Genomic DNA, 24,551 nt, shown 5'->3' on the forward strand with positions numbered 1-24,551 from the left:
CTTCTTGACATCAAGAAGTAACAATAAAGGTAGCCAAAGCTTTGAAATTGCTAACTATGTGACAAAGCTTCTGGCTAAAATAGGTCTATGTCTGAAACTTTTACTTCTGCAACTGCAACACGTCCCACGTTCATCCTCGTAGATGGGCACTCTCTCGCTTATCGTTCATACTTTGCTTTCGCCAAAGGGCGAGATGGAGGACTGCGTACCAAAACGGGGATTCCTACCAGTATATGTTTTGGTTTTGTGAAGTGCCTGTTGGAGGTAATGGCAACACAACAGCCTCAAGCAATGGCGATCGCTTTTGATTTGGCTGAGGCAACTTTTCGCCACGAAGCGGACGATACTTATAAAGCCGATCGCCCGGAAACACCAGAAGACTTCATTCCCGACTTAGCAAACCTACATGAGCTGCTGAATGGCTTCAATCTACCCTTTTTCACTGCCCCTGGTTTTGAGGCTGATGATGTTTTGGGAACCCTAGCACAGCGAGTCACTGCGGCTGGTTATAGGGTGAAGATTCTCACTGGCGATCGCGATTTATTTCAACTGATCGACTCTGACAAAGAAATCACTGTTCTGAATTTTAGTCCAGATGCCCTAAAACGCTCAACAAATAGCATCACAGAATTTGAAGCAGAACAAGTCAAAGAGAAGATGGGCGTTTTACCTTCACAAATTGTTGATTTTAAAGCTCTTTGTGGTGATAAATCAGATAATATTCCTGGAGTGAAGGGAATTGGCGAAAAGACAGCAGTGCAGTTGCTAAATACTTATGGTTCACTTGAGAATGTTTATGCTGCGTTAGATGAAATTAAAGGCGCAACTCAGAAAAAACTAGCAGCAGGTAAAGAAGATGCCGAGAAGTCTCGCTATTTGGCAACCATAGTTTTAGATGTTCCTATAGAATTTGATTTAGAAGATTGCAAATTAAAAGGGTTTGATACAAACGTTTTATCACCAATTTTAGAAAAATTAGAATTCAAGTCTTTTTTAGGCAGAATAAACGACCTTCAGGAGCGTTTTGGCGGGCAAGTTGAAGAAAAACAAGAAGCCAAAGTAGACGCAAGTAATACTAACTTTACTAACTCAGAATTTAGTGCTGATGAAGATAATGATTTGTGGTTTTTCAGTGCTAGTGATACAGCCGCCGTTCCACAACAATCTACTTCTCCAATTACACCACGCATCATCAATACCGAAGCCAAATTAACTGAGTTAGTGAAACTTTTGCAAAAATTCACTAATCCAGAAACACCAGTTGCTTGGGATACTGAAACCAGTGATTTAGAACCAAGAGATGCTGAGTTAGTAGGAATTGGTTGCTGTTGGGGGACGGAACCAGATGAAGTAGCCTATATTCCTGTGGGGCATAAAACTGGAGAAAATTTGAGTAAAGATTTGGTGCTAGAAACATTACGCCCAATTCTCGAAAGTGCCGATTATCCCAAAGCTTTACAGAATGCCAAATTTGACCGCTTAGTTTTCAGGTGTCAAGGAATTAACTTAGCGGGAGTGGTGTTTGATCCCATGCTGGCAAGTTACATTCTAAATCCCGATTCAAGCCATAATTTGATGGATTTGTCGCAGCGATATTTGGGATTGATCGCAAAAAGTTACTTAGATTTAGTTCCTAAAGGCAAAACTATCGCTGATATAGATATTCCCGCCGTCGCAGATTACTGTGGGATGGATGCTTATTCTACCTTTGGTTTAGTGGTGAAATTGCGTGAGGAACTGGAGAAAATTCCAGCTTTGTCTAAGCTATTAGTGGAAGTGGAACAGCCACTAGAAGAAGTTTTAGCGCAAATGGAATACACAGGTGTTCGCATTAATTCAGCTTATTTGCAAGAACTTTCGCAGCATTTAGAAACAGAGTTAGCCAGGTTAAAAGAGGAAGCAACTGAAATAGCTGGAGAAAATTTTAACTTGGGTTCTCCTAAACAGTTGAGCCAAATTTTGTTTGAAAAATTGGGCTTAAGCACTAAACATTCTCGGAAAATTCAAACAGGATTTTCTACAGATGCAGCAACACTAGAAAAACTTCAAGAAGATGATAACACTGGCTTTGTTGAGGCGATCATTGAGTATCGCACTCTATCTAAATTAAAGTCTACTTATGTTGATGCGTTACCTGCATTAGTGCGTCCAGATACACAGCGAGTACATACTGATTTTAATCAAGCAGCAACATCAACTGGGAGGTTATCTTCTTCTAATCCGAATTTGCAAAATATCCCCATTCGCACAGCATTTAGTCGCCAAATTCGGAAGGCATTTTTACCAGAAGCTGGTTGGTTAATGGTGGCTGCTGATTACTCACAAATTGAATTGCGGATTTTGGCTCATTTAAGTCAAGAGCCAATATTAGTACAAGCATATCAGCAAAATGAAGATGTTCACACTGTTACCGCGCGGTTAGTGTTTGAAAAAGAAAATATAACGTCAGAAGAACGAGGAATGGCAAAAACTATCAATTTTGGCGTGATTTATGGAATGGGTTCTCTCAGGTTTTCGCGCTCAACTGGGATAGATAAGACCATTGCCAACGAGTTCATTAAGCGGTTTAATGAACGATATCCCAAAGTTTTTGCATATTTGGAACGAGTGAAAAAAGAAGCGATCGCTCTTGGTTATGTAGAAACTATTTTCGGTCGCCGTCGCTATTTTGACTTTACTCATAACAGTTTACGCAAATTAAAAGGCAGCAACCCAGAAGATATCGAACTGAGTAAATTGAAGAATTTGGGTGCTTTTGATGCAGGTTTATTACGCTCCGCGGCTAATGCACCAATTCAAGGTTCTAACGCTGATATTATCAAAATTGCAATGGTAAGATTGCATGAGGTTTTGAAGAACTATCAGGCGCGTTTGTTGTTGCAAGTTCACGATGAATTAGTGTTTGAAATTCCCCCTAATGAGTGGGAAGAATTACAACTACAAATTAAATCGGTGATGGAAAATGCAGTGCAGTTGAGTGTTCCTTTGCTTGTAGAGGGGCGTGTTGGTGAAAATTGGATGGAGACGAAGTAAGTTGAACTGGGGATTGGAAAAATTACATTAATAATTGTCAAATTTTCTTCAAATTGCTAAGAAGCCAGCCTTTCTTGCTATTTTCCACTGCCTCGCAGACCAAGCCGGTGGAAGTCCAATCGAGCGAAGGGTTATGCGGCATTCTTCGGTTCTCGGCCGGCAGAGATCAGAAGGAAGGGTGGGCGGTGAAGTTCGCTAGCCCATTCTGGATGTTCTTCTATCTGGGCGGGACTCGGCCCCCACTCATCGATCGCTAAGATGTGAAAGCCAGCAGCAAGCAAGAGATTGACATAGGTTGAAATCGTTCGATGCTGCTTAGTCACGCCTGGGGCAAGCCAATTCGTGACGCGGGGGCCTTCAATGAGGTACTGGTCGAGTGGCCAAACTCGCGCGCCGGAAAGGAGGGTTTCCCACGTTGCATTCGCGGGCGCCGTGAATATAGGGTGTTCAACTGAGAAGATAAGTTTGCCGTGCGATCGCATTGCGTAAAAAAGCGTGTCCAGAAGTGCAGGCAGTCTTTTGACATAGTGCAGTACCAAGGAGCTGTACACCAAGTCGAAAGCAGCTGGTGGAAGAACCAACGTTTCTAAGTCCGCACGTTCAAAGGTTACATTGGTCAGCTGGGTCTTGGCACGTGCGCGGGCGAGCATTCGCTCGGACAGATCAACGGCAAGGACGGACTCTGCACCAGACTCAGCAGCCCACCGGGAGAACCAACCAAAGCCGCAGCCGAGATCAAGAACACTGAGGGCTTGGAGCGGCGGAAGTAGCCTCCGAAGGGCGCCCATTCAGGCGCACCGTCCAAGCCATGTATCGATCGGGGAAGTTGACCGTATGCTTCAAAGAAGAACTGGTCGTCGTAGATGTTCTGGGCCATGAAGGAACTGTTCGTGATGATCGGGCTTGGTGTGACACCTAACTATAATTATTGTACGGAAAGTTCCCGTATAATCTATTTCTATATATAGATGGCGGTTAAGCCTTAAAAACGACTCTATTTTCAGCGTGGTTTTCATGCTCTATACCTTATTCAGCAGCCGATATAGCTATGTTGTCACCCGTTAAGTCATATAAGGAATTTTAATATGCATCGTCGTTGGTTCTTATCTGCTTTTGCAATTTTGTTGAGTATAGTTTTAGTTGCTTGCACCACTGTAACTACTCAGCAACCACAAACCAAAGTGGAAAATACTACTGAGACGACTAACACAAACTCTCAGCAATTACTAAAAGGTTCAGCAAAAAGAGTTGTTGCTCTTTCTTCACTTTCTGCTGACATTCTCTCCCGACTCGATCAAACAAAAGTTGTCGGAATCACTGGTAGTAAATTATTTAAGAATGACTCGATATTCAAGGATATTCCCCGCGTTAGCGAAGGTCAAAGTCCACCAAATTTAGAGAAAATAGTAGCGTTAAAACCAGATTTAGTTATTGGTGCTGAAGGTTTTTCTAACATCCCAATTCAAAAAATTCAGCAGCTAGGTATTCAAACTTTGCTTACTAAGGTGAATAGCTGGGAATCTCTAGAAGAACTTACTAAAAAGCTCGCCGAGTTAATTAATGCCGATCCTCAGCCTTTGTTAAATCGTTACAAAACGTTCTTACCAGATAAGCCAACTCAGAGTCTTTCAACACTAGCACTGGTTAGTCGTCAACCAATTTTAGCACCAAATAAAAATAGTTGGGCAGGAGATTTGCTGGCGAAATTCCAGGCGAAAAATATAGCAGCAGATTTACAAGGAAAAAGTCCAATCGGTGGCTATGTGACGCTTTCGGCTGAGAAAGTTTTAGAAGCAAATCCAGAGGTGATAATTTTAGTTAATCCTCCACAAGGAAATTCGGAAGCGACGCTTTTAGATTCTTTGAAAAAGGAAAGTTTTTGGCAGCAACTACAAGCAACTAAAAATAACCGAGTCTATGTATTTGATTATTTTGGCTTAGTGAATCCGGGTAGTATAGATGCAATAGAAAAGGCTTGTCAGCAGCTTAAGCAAGCGTTATTTGCACCACAGCCCACTTAGTAGCTCAATACTGGGAGAAAAGTCAATCAAGGATGCATTTATCGGAGGTGATTTTAGATAAAACCCTGATAAAACAAGCTTTTCAGCGTCAGTATGTTTTCAAAAATCAAATCTGAGTTCTATATTAAGGAGTATTATTTACTTATAGATATCAGTATTAAAAAATGCAGATTGCTAAACTTCTCAAAAACTTTTGCCGATGGGTTCGTTTGTTCTTGATAAGTAGACTTGATAGACCTTCAGACAATTTAGTTGTTATTATAATTAGTCTAATACCACTCATTTTTAACTGGAATTTAAATTGGTCAAGTAAAATTATTTTTGAGTTTGACCTATTCAACAAAATTACCACATTATATTTTTATATCACACCTTTATTGCTATTTATCAATAGCTTTTTGTTCAAAGAAGACTTGCTAAAATTTTTTAGTATTCTAGTAGCAGGATTTTTTGGCTGTTTCATTCTTTTTGTGTTTCTTGTACAATTAGCTCTAGGTAATCACATCAATCTTGTTGAGCGAGTAGAATGTCCAAATGGTAAAATTTTTAGTGTTTATGAGAACTTTGAACCGAGTTTTATCACTTCTGATGACGCTATTTGCCGATTTGAGTTACAACAAGAGAGAATTTTTATAGGAGTTATTAAAAACAGTAAAGAAGTTGTAAAAAAGAACTGCCAAGTTAATACTAGAGAACCTAGTTTTCCAAACTGTCTTATAAATGCGTGTACCCGATAGTAAGACAATATGAATTTGACAATTACTATGATTACTTCAATGTTCAAATTACTTTGAAACTGCTGCAAAGCATCTTTATTGTTATTTTATATTAAAAAATAATTAATAAATTCGTGTTTTAAAGCATTCTTTGCACTCAATATTATTACTCAACAAGACTTTGTATTACAAAGCAGTTAAATCAGGGCGCTTCAGCTTTTGCATCTGTCAAACTAATTATTTACAGTGTTGTTGAAGAAGAGATATAGCTAATTCAAAACTGTTAGGTTGAGTTTGCACTGCATAGGCTTCTTTTTCTAAATCTTGTCGTTTGACATCGGTATAGCGTCTAAAAAATGGTAGAGCATAATTGCTTGGTTGAATGTCTAAACCTAAAGTTTTTATTTTTCCTTTTCCGGCACATACTTGGGCTGCATGAACAGTTTCATGGATTAGTGTTTGAATACCAATATGTAACTCAAACACTACAGGATTAATCCAGATTTTTTTGTCAGCTTCTCTTAGTAAACCATAAGCTCCTCGCTTTGGTGGTAGTGCAATGATTACCTGAAACCCTTTCTTTTCTAGTTGATTTTTTAAATCTAAAAATTTTGTTTCTTGATTGGGTATTTGAGAAAGTAACAGTAAGAAATTTAATATAAAAATTTTGCTCATTTACTTTTTTGATATACCAATTCAATTAATGATTGCAACACATCCTTGGCTAAAGACGCGATTCATCGCGTCTCTACAAATAGTTAATTTGTTGCATTATTTTTTCAAATCGGTATTACTTGAAAACATTTGTATTCAATTACAGTGACTTTAACTAAGGCAGCTACTTCTGGATCGACATTAGCGTAGCGATCGCAAAGCCGATTCCCAGTCTATGACTGGGAATAAGGAAGACTGCAAACTAGGTAACTGACTGTGCTTTTAATCTTTTGCAGAACTAATTGGTTTTTGACCAAAAGGGACACTCTTTTTACCTTCAGGAGAAGCACCCCCAAGGCTGCGGAAATACAGCCCTCCAATGGTGAGTAAAAATACCACATATCCCACTGCTTGCACAAGATAGAGATTATCTCTATAACCAAATAAAGATTTGAGAATAATCCCAGGAAACTGTTCGTCAGGTAAGATTGTGGAAGTATTGGAAACCATAGGCCCCAAAATACAGGAGTGGACTTTTGTAAAACGTTCGTAATAGAAACAAAGGCTTTCTGTGGCACGACTGCTAAGGGCAAGATTAGCCACAGCTTCGTCAAAATGTTTCAACGCTGAAACTACCAATCCAGCGACAATCAGCACTAATAAAATGCCCATTACCTGGAAAAACTGGCGGATGTTAATTTTGACACCCCATTTAAATAGCAGCACCCCAATGGCAGATGCGGCTACCAAACCAGCAATAGCGCCCAAGGCTGGCATTAATCCCTGTTGAAAATTAGCTGCAACGAAGAGAACAGTTTCAAAGCCTTCGCGGACAACGGCAATTAAAATTAAAGTAAAAACACCCCAGCCAGCATTTGAATTTTGTGTCAGCGCTTCTGTTACTGCTCCCTCAACTGTAGCTTTCATGAATCTGGCTTGTTTAGTCATCCAGATTAGCATCCAACTGAGCATTGCGATCGCTAATACACTAAATACACCTTCTAGCGCTGGTTCAACAACGGTGGTGTATTGAGGATTCGCGGCTCCCAGTACTTGAATTATCCAACTGAATAGCACACCTATTAAGGCACTGACGACAATGCCAACGCCGACACCAGCATATACCCATGAATTGAGTCGAGATTGTTTAGCTTTTTTTAGCAAAGCTAGCACAATACCAACAACAAGGGCAGCTTCCACTCCTTCTCGAAGTGTTATTACAAAAGTAGGTAGAGCAGTACTAAAATTCATCTTTTGTCCTTTGTCTTTTGTCTTTTGTCATTAGTCCTTTGTCCTTTGTCATTAATCCTTTGTCCTTTGAATTTATTTTTGACTAATGACCAATACTTCGACTCACTTCGACTACGCTCAGGGCAAGTCGCTCAGTACAAGTGACTAATGACTAAGGACTAATGACTAATGACTATGAACCAAAATCGCGTAGCATCTTTTTCAGTTCGAGATTATGCATCTCTTCTTGTCCAATCATACCGCGAGCGAATTCTTCAAGGTAAATGCTGGCATTGGTGACAGTTTCGAGCAATTTTTTATACAGATCCAATGCCTTTTTTTCATGGGATAAACTTTCTTCCAAGATATCCTTGACTTTATGCTGGTAGGTTTCTTCCATTGGGGCGATTTTCAGGGAGGGATGCCCATCTAAACCGGTAAGAATTTCTCCCACTTGTTCGGCATGAAGTAAAGATTCAGTTGCCTGTGCTTTGAAAAAAGCCACAATTGGAATACGGTTAGGGCCAGTTACCATCAAAGAATAATGTGTGTAGCGCACTACTCCTGCTAGTTCAAATTCCATGATGGCGTTTAGCAGGTCAATAGTCTTTTTATGGTCAAGTTCTTGCATCAGTTGTTAGTTAAAGTAACGAAGGGAGTGTAATTAGTTAGGAGTTAGAAGTGAGGAGTTGGAAGTTAGGAGTTAGTAATTTGGGATTCATAACTCATAATTCATAATTCATAACTCTTAACTCCTAACTCCTAACTATTTTAAACTCCTTAACCTATACTTCCCATTAAATTAAAGTGTTATCGCTGTGCTTGGGTATTGGATTTGTCAACCACTTTTTGAGAGTTTTCCTCAATGGTTTTCACCAGTTTGGTAACATCATTAGGAATTTTTACTGCTTTTGCTGGTGGGATGGCGGCGGGCCAAACTTTTATTAGTTCAGCAAAACTAGTGTCGATCGCTTTGTGTGCTTCGGGATCTGCTTGAGCTACTTGACTAGAAATTCCTTTGTATAATTCATTGGCGTAAAAGACAAAACCACGGGAGTCTTGATACTCAATTGGCGCGGTTACTTTACCATTTGCGATCGCCGCACCATATTCGGAGTTAGCCGAATCTAGTAGTTCGTTAATTACTTGGAGCGCAAATCCTGGTTTTGAGCGTTGATCTGCTGGCAAAGCTGCGATCGCTCCATCAACTGCTTGCATTGAAGAAGTAAAATTAGTTTTAACTTTGCTATCCTTCGGACTAGATTTCACTAAATCTTGCAAACTCACCAAAGTTGTCTTAAATTCTTTGACTTTGCGTTCATTAAGTTGATCTTCCACATCAACGTAAATCTCCTCAACTGGATGCCCAATATGAGGTTCTGCCTGTTTCGGCTGATTCTGATCTAGCAGTTCTTTGGCTACCAAAAGATGCCCTTTCATTAAGCCTAATTTAGACATATAATCAACATCTTTTGCCTCACCTGTGAGTACTACTTCTTGAACGCCAACCTGGTCTTTAATTTGGTCGAACTGTTCTTGAGTAATTATTTTTTTAGTAACTAAATCTTCTGGTTTCCCATAAGGACGACCTGCCTGGATTTTGTTAGATAAAGCTGGAACACCTAGTTTGGCTTCAAACTTATCTAATTCTGACAATATAGCGCTATTAATGTTAATTTTTTCTTTGCTACCGTGACCACTATGACTGTTATTACTTACTGCCTCTGTAGCTGGAGTGCTAGCAACTGGTGGTGATGGATTTTCTGCGGTTGGGGTATTACTACAAGAACTCAAGGTAACTATTACCGCTGCTGCTGCTGCTAAACATATATAACGAAGTTTTATCATCTTTGCTCCTCGCACAACTAAAAAGGTATTAATTGAAACATTTCAAACTATTACTCAAACTATTACTAGAAAGTAGTTTGTTTGACAGATTGTCATAGATTTTACTGTTGCATATAATGAGATTTTTTATCAACTAGTTTGCTAAAATTTTAATAAATTAATTACAAATTACTAAGAATATTGTCAAGAATGTTTAACATTATTTTGAGAGTTACTATCAGCAAGTACTTCAAATTGACCCATGCAACCGTTTTCTGCGATCGCATCTTGATGGGGATGGAACATATACTTACCTGGATAACGAAAAGCAAATTCTAAGATGTGCCTTTCTGCGATACCCATCGTAATCACATCTGCTTTCTCACTAGCAGTCATAGTCATGCCGTAGCGATAGACATCAAAAAAGTTGGCGTGGAGATGAAACGTCACTGCCGGATCGTATTCAATGATGTTGAGGACATACAGCCGAATCAACTGATCTTTGTAAATGCGAATCGGGTTATGCATGTAATAGTGGGGCAGACCGTTGAAGGCGTAATAATCGTTATGGCTATCATCATTCACGTCATATCCACCCATCACTAGTACGATTTCATCAGCTGGGGGACGAGGAGTCGGTGGATCGATGATAAACATTCCGTACAGTCCCTTGGCAATGTGACGGGTCACTGGTTCAATATGGCAGTGGTATAAATGAACGCCATAAGGTTCAGCATCAAATTCGTAGATTGTGGCATTACCATTGCTGATTGGGCGAACACCATCCATTTCTGCTGGATGAACGCCATGAAAATGTAAAGAGTGAGAATGTCCAGCGTTGTTGAGAAATAGTACCCGGATGCGATCGCCCTGTTTTGCCCGTAGCGTTGGCCCTGGTATGCGACCGTTTAAATCCCAGATGTTGTAAGAGACAGCACTATTGAGTTTTATGATGGAAGAACCAGCAGTTAACTGAAATTCTCGGATAGTCCGCCCATTTTCTTGCTTCACTGTCCCATAATCAAAATCTCTCAACATCTTCATTGGGTTAGTAACGTCGTCTGGTGCTGACCTATCGAATGGCGGCACTTTAACGATTGACTTACTTGGTAGATTTAGCATTTGCCAAAGTCCAGCTGCACCAGTTATTCCAGCACCTGCTAGGCCCAGCTGCAATAATTGACGGCGGCTCCAAGGTTTTCCGTTACTTAGAGCGAAGTTGTTGGGCATGACATTTCGTTACGGTTAGCGCCAAAAAAGAATTGCAAAAGATTTGCAATTGCTTTTAGATATTAGAGGAATTAATAATTATTGTCAATAATTTTTCAGTGCTTCTAAATTGCCAGTTAAGTTGTTAAATCTAGATCAAACTCTAAAAACTATCGCAATATTTTTGTGGTTTTAACTGTATTTATACGCTTAGTTATGTATAAATAACATTTACACAAACATAGCTATTTCATACATATTCCTGATATTCTTATTGCTTCAGCAATACTTACAGTATAAACAATGAGTATAATAGCACCTTGAATATAGACACAAGCAAGAAACTATTGCTAGTCTTTAGTGTATTGAATTGGTTTAGAGATAACATAAGTTACCTTTATTCAAGGATTTTTGAATGCTTGGCAATGTAAGAACTTTTAATTTTTAATTTTTATCTGTTACCTTCGTGTTAGCAACGCTGAAAATGCCGTCACTCAAAATCATGTGTCATTCTTTTGTTATTTGTATGGACTTTATGTGTAGATTTCTGCATCGCGATCTACCAATGTCAAAGGATAGTATAGTATTCACTAAAGTCGAATTACACAATACATTTGATACACACTTGTCAAATACAAAGTTGATGGTATATCTTTTTGCAATCAAGCGGCGTTATGCCCTTTGATTGATGAATTACCCAAATTTATTATTAGGAGGTCAAAAATGACTAGTTTTTCTCATATTTCACTATTGCAGAAGACCGCAGGTATTACCTTATCCAAACCTGTTCAGGTAACGCTTTATATGCTCTTATCTTCTTTAGTTATCTGGACTGTTTTATTCTCCACCTATCCTGCGGTTCATAACACAGCACACTCAGCGCGTCACCACACATTAGGCGTTGCATGTCACTAAATTATCATAATCACAAGATTTTTAGGTGCATGAAGCTTTGCTACATCACATAACAAAGTTACGACGCTAAAATAGTGCAAATTTCGCGCCAGTTTTTTGCTGGGAAATAACTTTTAGGTTTTGTAGAGATGCTTTATCATCTCTACATCACCTTAACTGATTTAAGATGATGTCTGATTTTTGACTAATTCTTTGACTGGGATTTTTTTACCTAGTAATAATCTGGAGTAACTTTCATCCACTCCTATCAATGCTTAACTTGCAAAAATTACATAAGCTTCACATTTACCGTAAGTTTTTATGAAAAAATATCGACTTTTTGGAGTTATCAGCGCTGTTTGCATTGTTTTGTCAGTTCTTTATTCCTTTGTGGGAAATTCCCAAGTTCCTACGTCCAGAGTCCTACTTTCTACCAACCCACCTTTAGAACGTATTCTCCCCTTTGAAGCAGAAGCAGAAAAACTACAATCTCCTGTTACTTTGACTTTACAAGCTGTTGATGCTGCGGGTAAATCTTTAACAAATGCCAAAATTAATTTACAAATTCTGACACCACCGCGTAATCCTTGGTTAACAACAGATTTTCCCATTGTTGAGGGGACAAAATTGTTGGAAATGAATGCTAATGCACCTGATGGAAAGCTAGAAATTCAGCAGATGTTACCCATCCGTGGTAATTACCAACTGTTAGTTAAAGTGTCACCTTTAGTAGCAAACACTTTTGCTGCTTATGAACAAAGTTTAAATATTAATGTCCACGAAAATCCCATCAAATATAAATATTTTGCTGTAATTGCAGCTATTTTACTGTCACTTGGATTGTTGGGTGGTTGGATTATTGGCGGTCAAGAAGAACTACAACAAGGAGAAATTGCACCACAGTCAGTTCGCCTTTTATTAAGTGCATTAACTGTAGTGGCTATAATAACTCTATTAGTTATCAATATTAGTGCAGAAGTTGCAGAAGCTCATGGCAGCGAACATCACTCAACTAGTACCGAAGCCATTGCACCATCATCTCAAAAATCTCAGGGATTAGAAATCAATCTAGAGGGAGATAAAAACGCAACTGTCGGAAAACTTGCGAATTTAGCGTTACAAGTGAAAGATACCGCAACCGGACAACCCATAACAGATGTAGCATTGCAGATAAAAGCGATCGCTACAGAACACAATTTAACAGTCTTTGACTACAAAGGTATTCCCGACGAACAAGGTAAATTAACATGGCTAGAACAATTTTTTGATGGTTCACCCCACAAAATCGAGGTGGAAGCCACTCCTATACCAGGATCTAGCCGTCAATTTACACCAGTGAAGGTAGCGCAGGAAGTTGAAGTTGAAGCGATCGCACCACCAATCTACATCCGATTAATTGGTTTATTTTACTTTACAACCTTTGTCGGCATTGGTATGGCGATTGGATTGTTAATACAACATCGACGAAAACCACAAGCAAGGACAAATTAGTAATATCATTGTACTAAAAATTCCTGCTAATACAAAGATGTAGATTAATCTATTAAAATAGTTGTGGTTGAACCACAACTATTTTTTTGTTAAGGAGTTTTATCAACTATAAAAAGTAGTGTTATGGGATAAAATAAGCTCTTTTAACAGCTTTCAAGGTAAAACTTATGTTCAAATTTGGGATTTTCAATAAATTAGTATATTTATTAAGTAGAATTTTATTATTTACAAGCTCATAAAATTAAGATTTACCGAGAAATTAAGAAAGTAATGCTGACAAAAATTGCGTTTGAAACAATTCTGGAACGTGCTTTGATGGGATACGACTTATCCCCCGAAGAGGGAGTCGTATTATTACAACAAACAGAGCCAGAGGCGATCGCAGCAATACGTACTACATCCGATACACTCTGCCACACACAAGCAGGCGATACTGTCACCTACATAATTAACCGTAATATTAACTTTACTAATATTTGTGAGCAGCACTGTAGTTTTTGTGCATTCCGTCGAGATGATGGTGATGCCGATGCATACTGGTTAGATTCGGCGCAAATTTTGGAAAAGGCGACAGATGCAGTAAAATGGGGTGCAACAGAAATCTGTATGCAGGGGGGATTAAATCCACAAGCACTGATAAATGGTAAATCTTTGCCCTACTACCTCAAAGTCGTAGAAACCATTAAACAGGAATTTCCCCACATACATTTACATGCTTTCTCTCCCCAAGAAGTGCAATTTATCGCCAGACTTGATGGACTGGAATATGCTGAGGTGATTACTGCTTTGCGCGATGCTGGTGTTGGCTCAATGCCAGGAACAGCAGCGGAAGTGTTGGACGATGAAGTAAGGCGGATATTGTGTCCAGAGAAGATTGACACAGCCACTTGGCTAGAAATTGTTAGCACTGCTCACAAATTAGGCTTGCATACCACTAGCACCATGTTATCTGGGCATATTGAAACCCACGAACAGCAAATCGGACATTTAGAAAAATTGCGATCGCTCCAAAAAACCGCTATCAATCGGGGATATCCAGCCAGGATCACAGAGTTTATTTTATTACCCTTCGTAGGTCAAGAAGCGCCCAAATCCTTACGTCGCCGTGTTGGACGCGATCAACCAGTTTTAAGTGATGCCCTGCTGTTAGGGGCTGTAGCGCGGATTTACTTAGGTAATTGGATTCCTAACCATCAGCAGAGTTGGGTAAAACTGGGGCTTGCAGGCGCGACAGAAGCCTTAGCTTGGGGTTGCAACGATATCGGCGGCACATTGATGGAAGAACACATTACCACAATGGCAGGTGCTTTGGGTGGTACGTGTATGGAAGTGGAAACTTTACAAACTGCGATCGCTTCTTTAGGAAGACCTTACCAACAACGGGATACTCTTTATCAAAAAGTTATTAGTCGTTAGAAATTGGGAATTAGGCATTGGGCATTGGGCATTGGGCATTGGGCATTGGGCATGGGAAAGAGGCAGAGGGGAAAGATTTACTACAACTTCTCCTCTGCTCCCCTGCTCCCCTGCCTCCCCTGCCCCTCTGCCTCCCCTCCCCTGCACTCCACACTCTTCACTCAATTGATCCCCAAGTTACCAATCCAAGATAGGATGGACGTTGATTTACGTATTCTTTTACTTAATGCATATGAAGCGCTATTGGTCGCGTTTGCTTGCGCTGGTTTTGGTTGTAGCTATCGGCTTAATGGGTTGTTCTGGCAGTCCAGATAGTTTGACTGGGGATTATCGTCAAGACACCTTAGCTGTGGTCAATATTATGAGACAAGCTCTGGATCTTTCACAAGATTCACCAGACAAAGCAGCAATTCAAGCAGAAGCGCGTCAAAAAATTAATGACTTTTCAGCTCGCTACCAGCGGGTTAACTCTGTTTCTGGTCTTGGCTCGTTTACAACCATACGAACAGCCCTCAATTCCCTAGCTGGACATTACAGTTCTTACCCAAATCGTCCTGTACCCGAAAAACTCAAAAATCGTCTAGAAAAAGAGTTGCAGCAGGTAGAGACAGCGCTAAAGCGTGGCGGTTAACTATTTAATTACTAGTTCGTAATTCGTAATTCGTAATTAAAATGGCTACAGAGCTAACACTGATTATAAATATGAATTACGAATTAGTTTTACCACTTTGTTAAGTTGATCTGAGTCAAAGTTGAAAATTTTCAATTTTGTTTATGTAGCCACAGCTGCACACAGGCTCAAGCGACTCATAATTTTGATAGTGCAACCCGATCGATAACAAGCTCTGTGCTTGAATGACCTTGGTCGCGAATGAAAGTCAATGTTAAATTTGGAATTTTTGACGGTTTTACGCGCTTTTGCACCTGCTTAATTAACTCAGGTGTAATATCAAAATTAAACTTTTTTATACCTTGGTTTGGACTTGGTACATCAAAGAAATTAGCTGAACCGATATAGTAAGTATCGATATCAGCGATCGCTTTGAGGCTTGGTAAATTAAGATAAACGCTGTAGTTTCCTATTGGCTCACCCTGATAAGCGACTTGAATTTCCAACAGATAAACTTCCTCAGACCTAGCCGTACCAATTTCCAGAGGGGTAGATAAGGGAAAAGTTATTTGCGTTGGTGCCAATGGATTATCTGTCAACTTTGTTTTAACCTGTTGAGAGGAAATAAACTTTGCTTGCTGCTGCTCTTGAGTTGCAAGATTAAAGGATGATTGGGTATTCACTAAAACCTCATCTTTCCAATTAATTTGGCGAATATTATTTTGAGATACCTGTACGTGTGTATTATTTAAATTAAGTATATTCAAAATAGTAAATATGATTAAAAACAGAGTAAAAATCAGCTTGGTCATAATTTAACTATTCATAATGTAAGTTCTTTGTCAATAGTTACTTACTGTTTATTAAATTTTACTGCAAAGATAACAGAATGGTGTTGTTGGCAAATTCAGTAGCTTAGTGACAAATAGATGAAAGCGATCGCATACCTCATATAATTGAAGCGAGATAAACGCGATCGCCTTGAATTCACTTAAAGTCTTTCAAACTGCTTATATAAGTCAGATTTTAGTTACGCTAATTTGCGTAGCGTAATATTCTCAATGTAAATTTCCTGCGAACGAGCAGTACTATCTGAGACAAACTTTACCTCTATATTTTCTGTTTGAGGCTCTTTCAATTCAGATAACTGTGCATTCACTTCTTTAGTGATATCAAAAACAAAGGTTTTACTGTTTGCATCTTCGCCATGCACATCAAAGAAGTTAACAGAACCAACATAGTAGCGATCTATATCGCTGATTATGCTAGAGATCGACTTGGTACGGGGCAAATTGACATAGACGTTATAGTTGCCGATTGGTTTTTCTGTGAAAGACAATTTAACTTCCAACAAATATAATTCCTGTCCCACAGATTCGTTTGCAGTCCGAGCGTCTAAGAATACTGGAATTTTTTGCAGAGGAGTAGATAATGGCACAGTCACATCTGTCAATTTATTTAAGCTCTGATGAAGTTGTTGCCCATCAGCCAGAACAGAAACGGGTGAGGCTAGTCTAGCCCTCAATTCTGTTGGTTTTATGACAACGCTTTTAACAAGTGCTACTTTTGCATCTGGATCTAGGCGATCGTATTTATAGTCCACACTATAAACTGCATCAATGACTGATTGAGGAGTGTTGTGACTCACTAGATTACCATCTTCATCAGCAAAGGTATAGATTGGGGCTAAATTCGATGGTAGGGGCAAATCCTCCGGTTTCGCTTGTCTAGCTTCTTTTTGTTCTGGGTTTGTTGGTGCTTTTTGCCAAGACTCCCAATAGCGATCAATGCTAGAATGATGTATCCAAAAGATAGTATCGAATCCAGCAGTACCAACATCTCCCATTAGCCCGATTTGAGCGGGAGCAGGCTGATTATTCCAGATAGGATTGGCTGCATCACCAACATCACCACCTATGTAACCATGCATTTCACCATGAGGTGAATTCTCAATTTGATTACTAAAATTGAGAGGCGATTGATTAAAAATATTAGTCTTGTATGCTTTGTTTTTATCCTTCTTAATCTGTTGTTGTTCGATTTGTTCAACCGCTCCACCAACAAAATTGAGGACACTATTTCTCAAGTTTGTATATAGAGAGCTAGATGTGATAAATTCCGGTGGCATGGTTCTTTTGTCTGCCCTAGTGTAGTCCCAGTATGGAATTGCAAATTGAGGATCTTTAGAGAGTTTACGAACAATTTTTTCAAAGTAAACTAGGTAAAGTCGATGCCAAGGTAAAAAGTTCTTGCCAGCAATTTGAGCTATGGGTAAGTTTAAATTTTGATCTTGTCTTCCATGAGTGCAATGTTGCCAAGCCTCTAACAGTTTTTGTACCTCTTGTTGCTGCTGTGGATCGTTGAATGCAGCTTCAGTATATTTGTTACAGAGTGAGTTACTCTGGGGAAAATTACTCAAACCTGGAGTCCAATGGATTGCACCTTGGTAATACCAACTTTTAGAATCTTGACAGGCCAAAGCTCGCATTTGTGCCAAGGCATTTGCCAATGAGTTTAAATCCTTTTTACCTTTTTCAGAGAAAACACTACTGCGAGTATATTTTATCTGCTTGATCTGCACACCTTGGACATTTGGCTGGAAAGATTGGGCATAGGCTTTACTTGGCCCTAGCAGGATGCTGACAGTAGTAAATATTGCTAAAATCAAAGCGATCAATAATTTCTTCATAATTTTATTGAGAGTTTGAGTAGCACAGCAATATACGGATATAATCTAAGATATTCCGCATTTTTAAATATTTTCGAGTTGATTCAGCTAGAAAAAATAAGTATTTGATTCCAGCTGCTACTTAGGCAAAATGCTAATATTCCTCTCACAACAAAAAACTACTAATTTATCAGAGTTTTTAAATGGGGAATATACATTGATATTAAGTATGACAGTATGTCATATTTTATTAAATCAGAAAAAAATAATTATGTATTTATTGTGTCCAGAGTTTATTCTATTTAACAAAATACTTAAGACTTCTAAACATAGCGGGTCAATACTGTGTAGGTTTTGAGAAAAAGTAAAAGGAAAAATAAAAAAGCTTTAACCTAAACTCAATTCCAAGTTAAAAATGCTTTAGCCTAAGCAGTATTGATAGTACAATATGCTTGGCTTAAGGGTTATTGGTGTAGATAATTGGTCTTTCAAGACGCCATTTATTGCGTCTCTACATCTGGGTTTTCTTGCTCATTCTGAACTGTATTGATTGATAGTGGGTGGAGATTGAATGGTTAACTTTCGGCTGCATCTTATTTTTGAGAAATAACTGCTCCAAGGTACAGAGAAGTCTGAGTGGCAGCTTTTTTCACTCAGAACTTTGATGGAGCTAGGGGAATATAGAGTTTGAGAGCTATTTTGCGTAAGCCTCCGAAAGACAAGGAAGGAAGAAGTAGCGTTGATTGCACAATTTGGAGTTCCCCAAGCGGCGAAACCCACGCTCCCTAGAGCCATTCATCCCGATAACAGACCGCTATTTGTGGTAGGGTTAATCAACAGTGAGCTTAGTAGTGAATGCATTGGTGCTATACCAATCGCCACAGAGCCAACTGTTCTGCCTAGTCAATGGCAGTCGATTAAAGTTATAGCTGAAGCTGAAGGTGCATCCAAGTTAGTTACTGAGTCAGAGAGTTTATTATTTTACATATCTAAATTTTCTCAAACTTTTGTAGTGGGCTGGAAAGCCAGCTCAGTTAGCAACTTCCAGTTTAAAAAACATCCCATCCCTGCGGGATGCTTTGCGAACGTAGGAGTACAATGTCTAGAACCCCTAGAAATGTAAAAATAATTTTGGATAATTTATTTTTTGTCAGTTCCTTAATGTAATTTCAATGTGGAACAGCTTATAAAAAATATGGCAACAGAAATACGTGTTTAGGAGTCTTGAAAAAGTAGGTTTCAAAATCTTTGTTACTGAACTATAAATTTTGATACACATTGCCCACAATTATCTAAGTTGGGGCCGATGATTATTGTGTCCATCTACTGCTAGATATGTCTAACCGTCCCTTGAACTTTGCAAGATCGATATTATTTTGGCGGCGCTTATTTGCTGTTGTTTTTACTAGTAGTTTTTTGCTACCCAACTTGGGAAGCGAACCAGCAAAGGCGCAAGTAACTGAGTATTGTCAGTTATCATCAGCTGCGGCGCAAGAAAAAGAAAACTTACGTTTGTCAGCGCTTAAAGGCAAACAAGATGCTCAAACGCGCTACCAAAGCATAATACAAGAACAGGCGCAGAAATTAAAGCAATGTCGCTCTCGAACTTGGCCGCAAACCCAAGCCCTTTGGTTACGCTTGTATCCCTGTGACGTTCAGCCAGGAATAATCGATCAGATTATGGATCGCATTGTTAATCGTGGCTATAACCAAGTTTATATAGAAGTATTTTACGATGGGCAGGTACTTTTACCAGCAAGAGCTAACCCGACGGTTTGGCCTGCTGTAATTCGCACTCCAGGGGCAGAAAATATTGATATACTCGCTACGGCAATTAAAAAAGGTCGGCAACGTGGTTTGAAGGTCTATGCCTGGATGTTTACCACAAATTTCGGCTATACTTACGCCCAGCGCCCAGATAGAGAAAGTGCGATCGCTCGTAATGGCAAAGGTCAAACAAGTTTATATGTGGTAGATAATGGCTCTCAACTATTTATCGACCCCTACAACCCACAAGCAAAACGAGACTACTACAAATTGGTACAAGAAGTTTTACGCCGTCGTCCAGATGGCTTGCTATTGGATTACGTGCGTTATCCTCGCCAAGCTGGAAGTGATTCTATCGCCACTAAAGTTTCAGATTTATGGCTATTTAGTCCCGCAACCCAAGAAGCTTTATTTAAACGGGCACAGAATTACAAAGGGCTGGACTTGATTCGCCGCTTTTTGAGTAAGGGATTCGTCACTCGTGGAGATGTAGCTGAAGTTGATAAGCTTTATCCCCAGGAAGGAGAACCCCTTTGGCAAGGACGCATCCCACTAGCGCAAAAGTCAATCCTGCCTGCAACCGATAGACAACCAGTTTTACAATGGGAGTTGTGGCAGCTTGCCGTTGCCCACGCTATGCAAGGAATTCTAGATTTTGTCACCATCGCTAGTTACCCTGCAAAGCAGCAAGGTGTTTCTACAGGAGTGGTGTTTTTTCCTGATGGCAACCAAACTGTTGGACAAGGGTATGATTCCCGTTTACAACCTTGGGATCGTTTCCCCAATACATTAGAATGGCATCCTATGGCTTATGGGAATTGCGGTAATGCCAGTTGTATCGTGTCGCAAGTGCAAAGGGTTTTGAGTATGGCAAAACCAGGTACACAGATAATCCCAGCTTTAGCCGGTCAGTGGGGAAAATCTGTTAGTAATCGTCCATCCCTAGAGGTGCAAATGCAGGCACTCCGGCAATTTGCCCCCCAACTGAAGGGAGTTAGCCACTTTGCCTATTCTTGGCAATATCCTCAGAATGATAGCGATCGCAAATTCTGTCGAGTTAAGTAGACTTTTTGCAGAATTAGTAAAAAGGGATTGAATTTCCCTTTTAACTTTTAACTGATAGAATCACACACTTTACAAATTCATACTAAATATAGTTAACATCATAACTACAGCTTAAGTATAGTGTGTAGCGAGTCGTTGGAATGCCGAGGGTGCTGGACTATCTGCGAGGTACTGGCGTATTATCTCAGCACACGCACCTGGGCTTAACAAAGAGGTATCAACTTCAAGGTCATAGATGCCAGGGATGTGGACTTCACGTTGCCATAACTGAACCGGATGTGGTATTGGGGAGTCAGCTGTACTTCCCACATTCGACCCGGTGTTTTGTCGTCGTTCCATAATGATCTCGATCGGGCAGTGAACGCCTACAAACAAAACCGGCAATCCCTTCAAACGTCGGGCACTATCAGCCAGAATACCCCGCTTTATTGCGTAGGCGTCATGGTGTCCGACATCAACCACGACATTCAGACCCAAACGGCTGTGGGCAGCGATAGACTCATACATAGCACTGTAAAGAATGGGAACAAAGGGTTCGATGTCCTGGCGTTCTCCCCCTGGCCGCAAACCGATCCCAGGCAGGTATCGTGCGGGAGTCATTTGCATAAATCTATCAACACCCAAATTCATCCACAGACCATCAAATGTCTCCTGAATCACTGCGACAATGCTCGACTTCCCCGATCGCGGGACACCATTCAGGATGATAATCTGTCCTAACTCCTGTGTCTGCCCCATGATTCCTCCTAGCATCCTTAATACATATAGTTAGCAGTTCCACGTTAGGGCTAAAACGTTGAATAGGCAAGAATTCAGGAGTCAGAATTTAGAATTCAGAATCAAGACGCTGTGCGTAGCGTCTCTGAAAGAGAAGCCTCTCGAACGCGAGTGCATTTACTTTTGGGAAAAGAGAAGGCTTTACGCTGCGCTATCCGCCAGTTCTACAGAATTCAGAATGAATTTAGGACTCTTGAATTCTGTTCGATTGTCCGAAAAATGACTTTATTACCAAAGTTTCGGCAGGTTCAGTTCACGATTAAGTCCCTACTTTTCAACTCAATTTAAAGCCAAGTCCTCTGGTGTATTACAGTTAAATAGCATTTCGGGTTCTTCTAAGGGCAAAACTTCTACCGGATATTGCCGAAGCCACTGCTGAAACGATCGCCCGCCTTGGTTGATAAACTCTAGGAGTTGTGGCAGACAGCGACGGCGATAGAAACCACACAGAGGCTCCCAACCTTTGGGATGATAAGCTAAAGCTGCGATCGCATTATCCCCCACGCGATCGAGTTGAGTTATCCAATCTTGCAACACCTCAACCCGCAACCTCGGTAAATCGCAAGCTAGCAGCAGCACCCATTCTGTCTCGACTTCGGCTAGCCCTTGAGCAAATCCAACTAGAGGCCCGTGGGCTAAAGATTCTCCAGACAAAGGCACTTCTCGGATAAACTGACAACCAGGCAAAAGCAAGTCTTGATAGCGTTCTGGCCAGGGAGTTACTACATAAACTGTATCAGCACAGCTTTGAGCAATCCCACAAACTCGCTGCAACAATGGTATCCCTTGAATGGAAATCAAGGCTTTATCTTGACCCATCCGAGAACTCTTACCCCCAGCTAACACAATCGCTGTTAATTCGCTTCTGGTCGTCATAGTTATAGATCGAATTGGGGTCTGGGTACTAGTAACTGAGGATTAGGCACTAGAGAGGAGAATAATACATATTCAATGCCCAATGCCCAATGCCCAATGCCCAATGCCCTATGCCCTATTTTGACTTTTCTCCACTTGCTGCAATAAATGCTCTACGCTTTCTGCTGGTGCCAGACACTTCAAACCTTGGCAAACTAACCCAACGCTTCTCTCTGGTAAATCAGATATTATGGCAAACACAGCTGCGGGTAAATACTTGGGGATCAAAGCGTTGATTTGCTCAGTGGTGCTGCGAATCAAGGTAGAGTTACGATACCAATCCAAAGCTGTAAACAAGCTGGGACAAGCTTGGGGAGCGCGATGCATTATACTCCTAAAAGCTTTCAAACCAAGTTCCGCTAAATCCAAATAATCTAGATTATCGGTGAGTAGGGCCAGACGCACAAGGTTAGCGATCGCAATTCCATTAGCTGATGGTGTCGCATTATCAGCGTAACTGCGCTCTCTGACAATTAAATATTGACTAGAATCTCTTGATGTGTTATAGTAACCACCCAATTCTACACTCCAGAGAAATTCGTTAAATTCATTTTGGATAGCGATCGCATTTTCTAACCATTGCTTATGCTCTGGGTTGCAAGCTTGTAAATCCAAGAGAGCTTTAACAAACAAAGCATAATCTTCAGACTGCGCTAAAACGGTTGCTTCTCCTTGATAGTTGAGTCTCTGGAAACGTTCATTGACAAACTGATTTTCCAAAATAAAATTCGCCGCTCGTGCTGCTAATTCCAGATATAACGGTTCTTGAAAAACCCCAGCAGCCTTAGCCAGCCCAGAAATCATCAAGCTATTCCAGGCGACAATCATCTTTGTATCTGTCACCGAGGGAATGCGACCTGGCCAGTTAGTAGTTTTTGCTTCCTGGTTGTTACGAGCTGGGGGAAAAGTTTCTAGTGACTCAGAATTAACGCCATAACGGACGGTAAACAGCTTACTCAGTGCCATTTCCAGCGTTACACTCAGTTGACCTGAATTCCTTCTTTGTAAAACATTACGTCCTTCAAAGTTGCCGTTAGGCGTCACCGTAAACTGCTGTTGTAATGCCGTTAATTCTTCAGGCGTTAACAGTTGTTGTAATTCGCTGTAACTCCAGACGTAAAAGGCTCCTTCTTCTGGTTCTACTGCCGTGGGAACAGTGAAGCTGTCGGCATCTTGAGCAGCATAGAAGTAACCTTCAGGCGCAGTCATTTCCCGCCTCAGCCATTGTACAGTTCCAGCAACCGCCCTCTCAAAGGCTAGCTCTTGTACTCCTGCACTCCATAAAGAAGCCAGATACTCGACAATTTGTCCATTGTCGTAAAGCATTTTTTCAAAGTGGGGTACTGTCCAAGTCGGGTCAACAGTATAGCGATGAAAACCACCGGCTACATGGTCATAAATGCCCCCTAGCGCTAAGTCTAGTCCTCGCTGGGTAGAAACTTGCTTGCCATCATAGCGAGATTCAAAATTAAATCGAGTTCCCCGCAGCGCTAATTCTGTGTAGGGAATCATCGGAAAGCTATTGCCAGATTGATTAGGAGTAATTACACCTGTGCTGGTTTCCCAACCTTGGCGGAGTAATTCCCGGTCTTCAAGCTCATCTGTTGTACCGTCTTGCAATACCGCAGACGTGAGCAGAGACTCAATAATTAAGGCTTTGCGTTGCTGTAATTCTGCTTTTTCGGTGTCGTAATAACGGCGAAGGGCTTGCAACACCTGCAAAAATCCCGGACGACCATAGCGCGGGTCTACAGGAAAATAAGTACCAGCGTAAAAGGGCACTAAATCTTCTGGGGAAAGAAAAATATTTAAAGGCCAACCCCCTTGACCGCTCATCATCTGCAAAGCTTGCATATAGATGCTATCGAGGTCAGGTCTTTCTTCCCTGTCTACTTTGATGGGAAGATAATTGGTATTCATGTAGTCAGCGATCGCAATATCAGAAAAAGCCTCGCCTTCCATGACAGTACACCAGTGGCAACTAGAATAGCCAATGGAAAGAAAAATCGGTTTATTTTGCGCCCTTGCAGTTGCAAGTGCTTCATCACACCAAGGCCACCAATCAATTGGGTTTTCGGCGTGTTTGCGGAGATAGAGGCTCTTAGCTTCAGCAAGGCGATTAGTCATGATTAAATGCAATTAGTTGCCTTCTTTGCTCAGTCTACCCTGTTCTTAGGAGTGTGAGCCTAGACAGCTATATACATTAAGTAAGAAATTCAACGAGCGAATTATCCCTTTATTTTTAATCTCGCCTAAGT

Annotated in this window: 21 protein-coding genes and 1 pseudogene; 9 read left to right on the forward strand and 13 right to left on the reverse strand. The window is 40.5% G+C overall.

The genetic code is table 11. The features are described 5' to 3' along the window. Positions 1–87 precede the first annotated feature (87 nt). Positions 88–3,033, forward strand: coding sequence for a DNA polymerase I (gene polA / locus RMX89_RS02760; RefSeq protein ID WP_322687834.1), 2,946 nt, complete (start codon positions 88–90; stop codon positions 3,031–3,033). Positions 3,034–3,164: 131 nt separating this feature from the next. Here the strand turns inward: polA and RMX89_RS02765 are convergent, their stop codons facing one another. The 3 genes and pseudogenes from RMX89_RS02765 to RMX89_RS02775 form a co-directional block, all read right to left on the reverse strand. Continuing rightward, entirely contained in the window at positions 3,165–3,356 is a 192-nt protein-coding gene (locus RMX89_RS02765; protein WP_322687835.1) for a hypothetical protein, read from the reverse strand. A 114-nt stretch (positions 3,357–3,470) separates the two neighbouring features. Beyond that, positions 3,471–3,821: pseudogene (locus tag RMX89_RS34425) on the reverse strand (class I SAM-dependent methyltransferase); the annotation flags it as partial. Positions 3,822–3,872: 51 nt separating this feature from the next. Further along, entirely contained in the window at positions 3,873–4,049 is a 177-nt protein-coding gene (locus RMX89_RS02775; protein WP_322687837.1) for a hypothetical protein, read from the reverse strand. Positions 4,050–4,118: 69 nt separating this feature from the next. On the opposite strand from RMX89_RS02775, the gene RMX89_RS02780 reads away from it, so the two are divergent. Together RMX89_RS02780 and RMX89_RS02785 are read left to right on the forward strand one after the other, a co-directional pair. Further along, on the forward strand, positions 4,119–5,054 hold the full coding sequence (locus RMX89_RS02780; protein WP_322687838.1) for an ABC transporter substrate-binding protein: 936 nt from the start codon (positions 4,119–4,121) through the stop codon (positions 5,052–5,054). 164 nt (positions 5,055–5,218) lie between these two features. Further along, positions 5,219–5,791, forward strand: a complete 573-nt coding sequence (locus RMX89_RS02785; protein ID WP_322687839.1) for a hypothetical protein — start codon at positions 5,219–5,221, stop codon at positions 5,789–5,791. 216 nt (positions 5,792–6,007) lie between these two features. Here RMX89_RS02785 and RMX89_RS02790 read toward each other — a convergent pair whose 3' ends face one another. From RMX89_RS02790 to RMX89_RS02810, 5 genes are all read right to left on the reverse strand, one after another. Continuing rightward, a complete protein-coding gene (locus RMX89_RS02790) occupies positions 6,008–6,445 on the reverse strand; it encodes a hypothetical protein (RefSeq protein WP_322687840.1) in 438 nt (145 codons plus the stop codon). 261 nt (positions 6,446–6,706) lie between these two features. Beyond that, positions 6,707–7,675 carry an FTR1 family protein gene (locus RMX89_RS02795; RefSeq protein ID WP_322687841.1) on the reverse strand — a complete coding sequence of 323 codons (969 nt, stop codon included), beginning with the start codon at positions 7,673–7,675 and terminating at the stop codon, positions 6,707–6,709. Between the two features lie 172 nt (positions 7,676–7,847). Beyond that, positions 7,848–8,285 (reverse strand): ferritin-like domain-containing protein, encoded by a 438-nt coding sequence (locus RMX89_RS02800; protein ID WP_322687842.1) that lies wholly within the window; start codon positions 8,283–8,285, stop codon positions 7,848–7,850. Positions 8,286–8,464: 179 nt separating this feature from the next. Further along, positions 8,465–9,502, reverse strand: a complete 1,038-nt coding sequence (locus RMX89_RS02805) for a helix-hairpin-helix domain-containing protein (RefSeq protein ID WP_322685297.1) — start codon at positions 9,500–9,502, stop codon at positions 8,465–8,467. A 183-nt stretch (positions 9,503–9,685) separates the two neighbouring features. Further along, positions 9,686–10,711, reverse strand: a complete 1,026-nt coding sequence (locus RMX89_RS02810) for a multicopper oxidase domain-containing protein (protein WP_322670734.1) — start codon at positions 10,709–10,711, stop codon at positions 9,686–9,688. Positions 10,712–11,413: 702 nt separating this feature from the next. Here RMX89_RS02810 and RMX89_RS02815 point away from each other — a divergent pair. The 4 genes from RMX89_RS02815 to psb27 all read left to right on the forward strand — a co-directional run bounded on the left by RMX89_RS02815 (position 11,414) and on the right by psb27 (position 15,122). Then, entirely contained in the window at positions 11,414–11,605 is a 192-nt protein-coding gene (locus RMX89_RS02815) for a CbtB domain-containing protein (RefSeq protein ID WP_322670735.1), read from the forward strand. Positions 11,606–11,905: 300 nt separating this feature from the next. Further along, positions 11,906–13,075 (forward strand): hypothetical protein, encoded by a 1,170-nt coding sequence (locus tag RMX89_RS02820; protein WP_322687843.1) that lies wholly within the window; start codon positions 11,906–11,908, stop codon positions 13,073–13,075. A gap of 270 nt (positions 13,076–13,345) precedes the next feature. Next, the gene (gene cofH / locus RMX89_RS02825; RefSeq protein WP_322687844.1) at positions 13,346–14,491 is read left to right on the forward strand and encodes a 7,8-didemethyl-8-hydroxy-5-deazariboflavin synthase subunit CofH; all 1,146 of its coding nucleotides are present in this window, start codon (positions 13,346–13,348) and stop codon (positions 14,489–14,491) included. Positions 14,492–14,717: 226 nt separating this feature from the next. Beyond that, on the forward strand, positions 14,718–15,122 hold the full coding sequence (gene psb27 / locus RMX89_RS02830; protein WP_190240755.1) for a photosystem II protein Psb27: 405 nt from the start codon (positions 14,718–14,720) through the stop codon (positions 15,120–15,122). Positions 15,123–15,298: 176 nt separating this feature from the next. Here psb27 and RMX89_RS02835 read toward each other — a convergent pair whose 3' ends face one another. Beyond that, the gene (locus RMX89_RS02835; RefSeq protein WP_322687845.1) at positions 15,299–15,913 is read right to left on the reverse strand and encodes a hypothetical protein; all 615 of its coding nucleotides are present in this window, start codon (positions 15,911–15,913) and stop codon (positions 15,299–15,301) included. Positions 15,914–16,131: 218 nt separating this feature from the next. Continuing rightward, complete coding sequence (locus RMX89_RS02840; protein ID WP_322687846.1) at positions 16,132–17,790, reverse strand: tyrosinase family protein; 1,659 nt, start codon at positions 17,788–17,790, stop codon at positions 16,132–16,134. Between the two features lie 718 nt (positions 17,791–18,508). Between RMX89_RS02840 and RMX89_RS02845 the strand changes: the two genes are divergently transcribed. Together RMX89_RS02845 and RMX89_RS02850 are read left to right on the forward strand one after the other, a co-directional pair. Beyond that, positions 18,509–18,892: a hypothetical protein gene (locus RMX89_RS02845; protein WP_322687847.1), complete on the forward strand. Its 384-nt coding sequence runs from the start codon at positions 18,509–18,511 to the stop codon at positions 18,890–18,892. Positions 18,893–19,104: 212 nt separating this feature from the next. After that, entirely contained in the window at positions 19,105–20,601 is a 1,497-nt protein-coding gene (locus RMX89_RS02850; protein WP_322687848.1) for a family 10 glycosylhydrolase, read from the forward strand. A 111-nt stretch (positions 20,602–20,712) separates the two neighbouring features. On the opposite strand, the gene RMX89_RS02855 is transcribed toward RMX89_RS02850, so the two are convergent. The 3 genes from RMX89_RS02855 to RMX89_RS02865 form a co-directional block, all read right to left on the reverse strand. Further along, the gene (locus tag RMX89_RS02855; RefSeq protein ID WP_322687849.1) at positions 20,713–21,339 is read right to left on the reverse strand and encodes a chloramphenicol phosphotransferase CPT family protein; all 627 of its coding nucleotides are present in this window, start codon (positions 21,337–21,339) and stop codon (positions 20,713–20,715) included. A gap of 318 nt (positions 21,340–21,657) precedes the next feature. Further along, a complete protein-coding gene (locus tag RMX89_RS02860; RefSeq protein ID WP_322687850.1) occupies positions 21,658–22,254 on the reverse strand; it encodes a molybdenum cofactor guanylyltransferase in 597 nt (198 codons plus the stop codon). 108 nt (positions 22,255–22,362) lie between these two features. Then, positions 22,363–24,420 carry a thioredoxin domain-containing protein gene (locus RMX89_RS02865; RefSeq protein ID WP_322687851.1) on the reverse strand — a complete coding sequence of 686 codons (2,058 nt, stop codon included), beginning with the start codon at positions 24,418–24,420 and terminating at the stop codon, positions 22,363–22,365. Between the last annotated feature and the right edge of the window lie 131 nt (positions 24,421–24,551).

Origin of the sequence: Nostoc sp. DedSLP04, assembly GCF_034530775.1 — a bacterium.
GTDB lineage: Bacteria > Cyanobacteriota > Cyanobacteriia > Cyanobacteriales > Nostocaceae > Nostoc.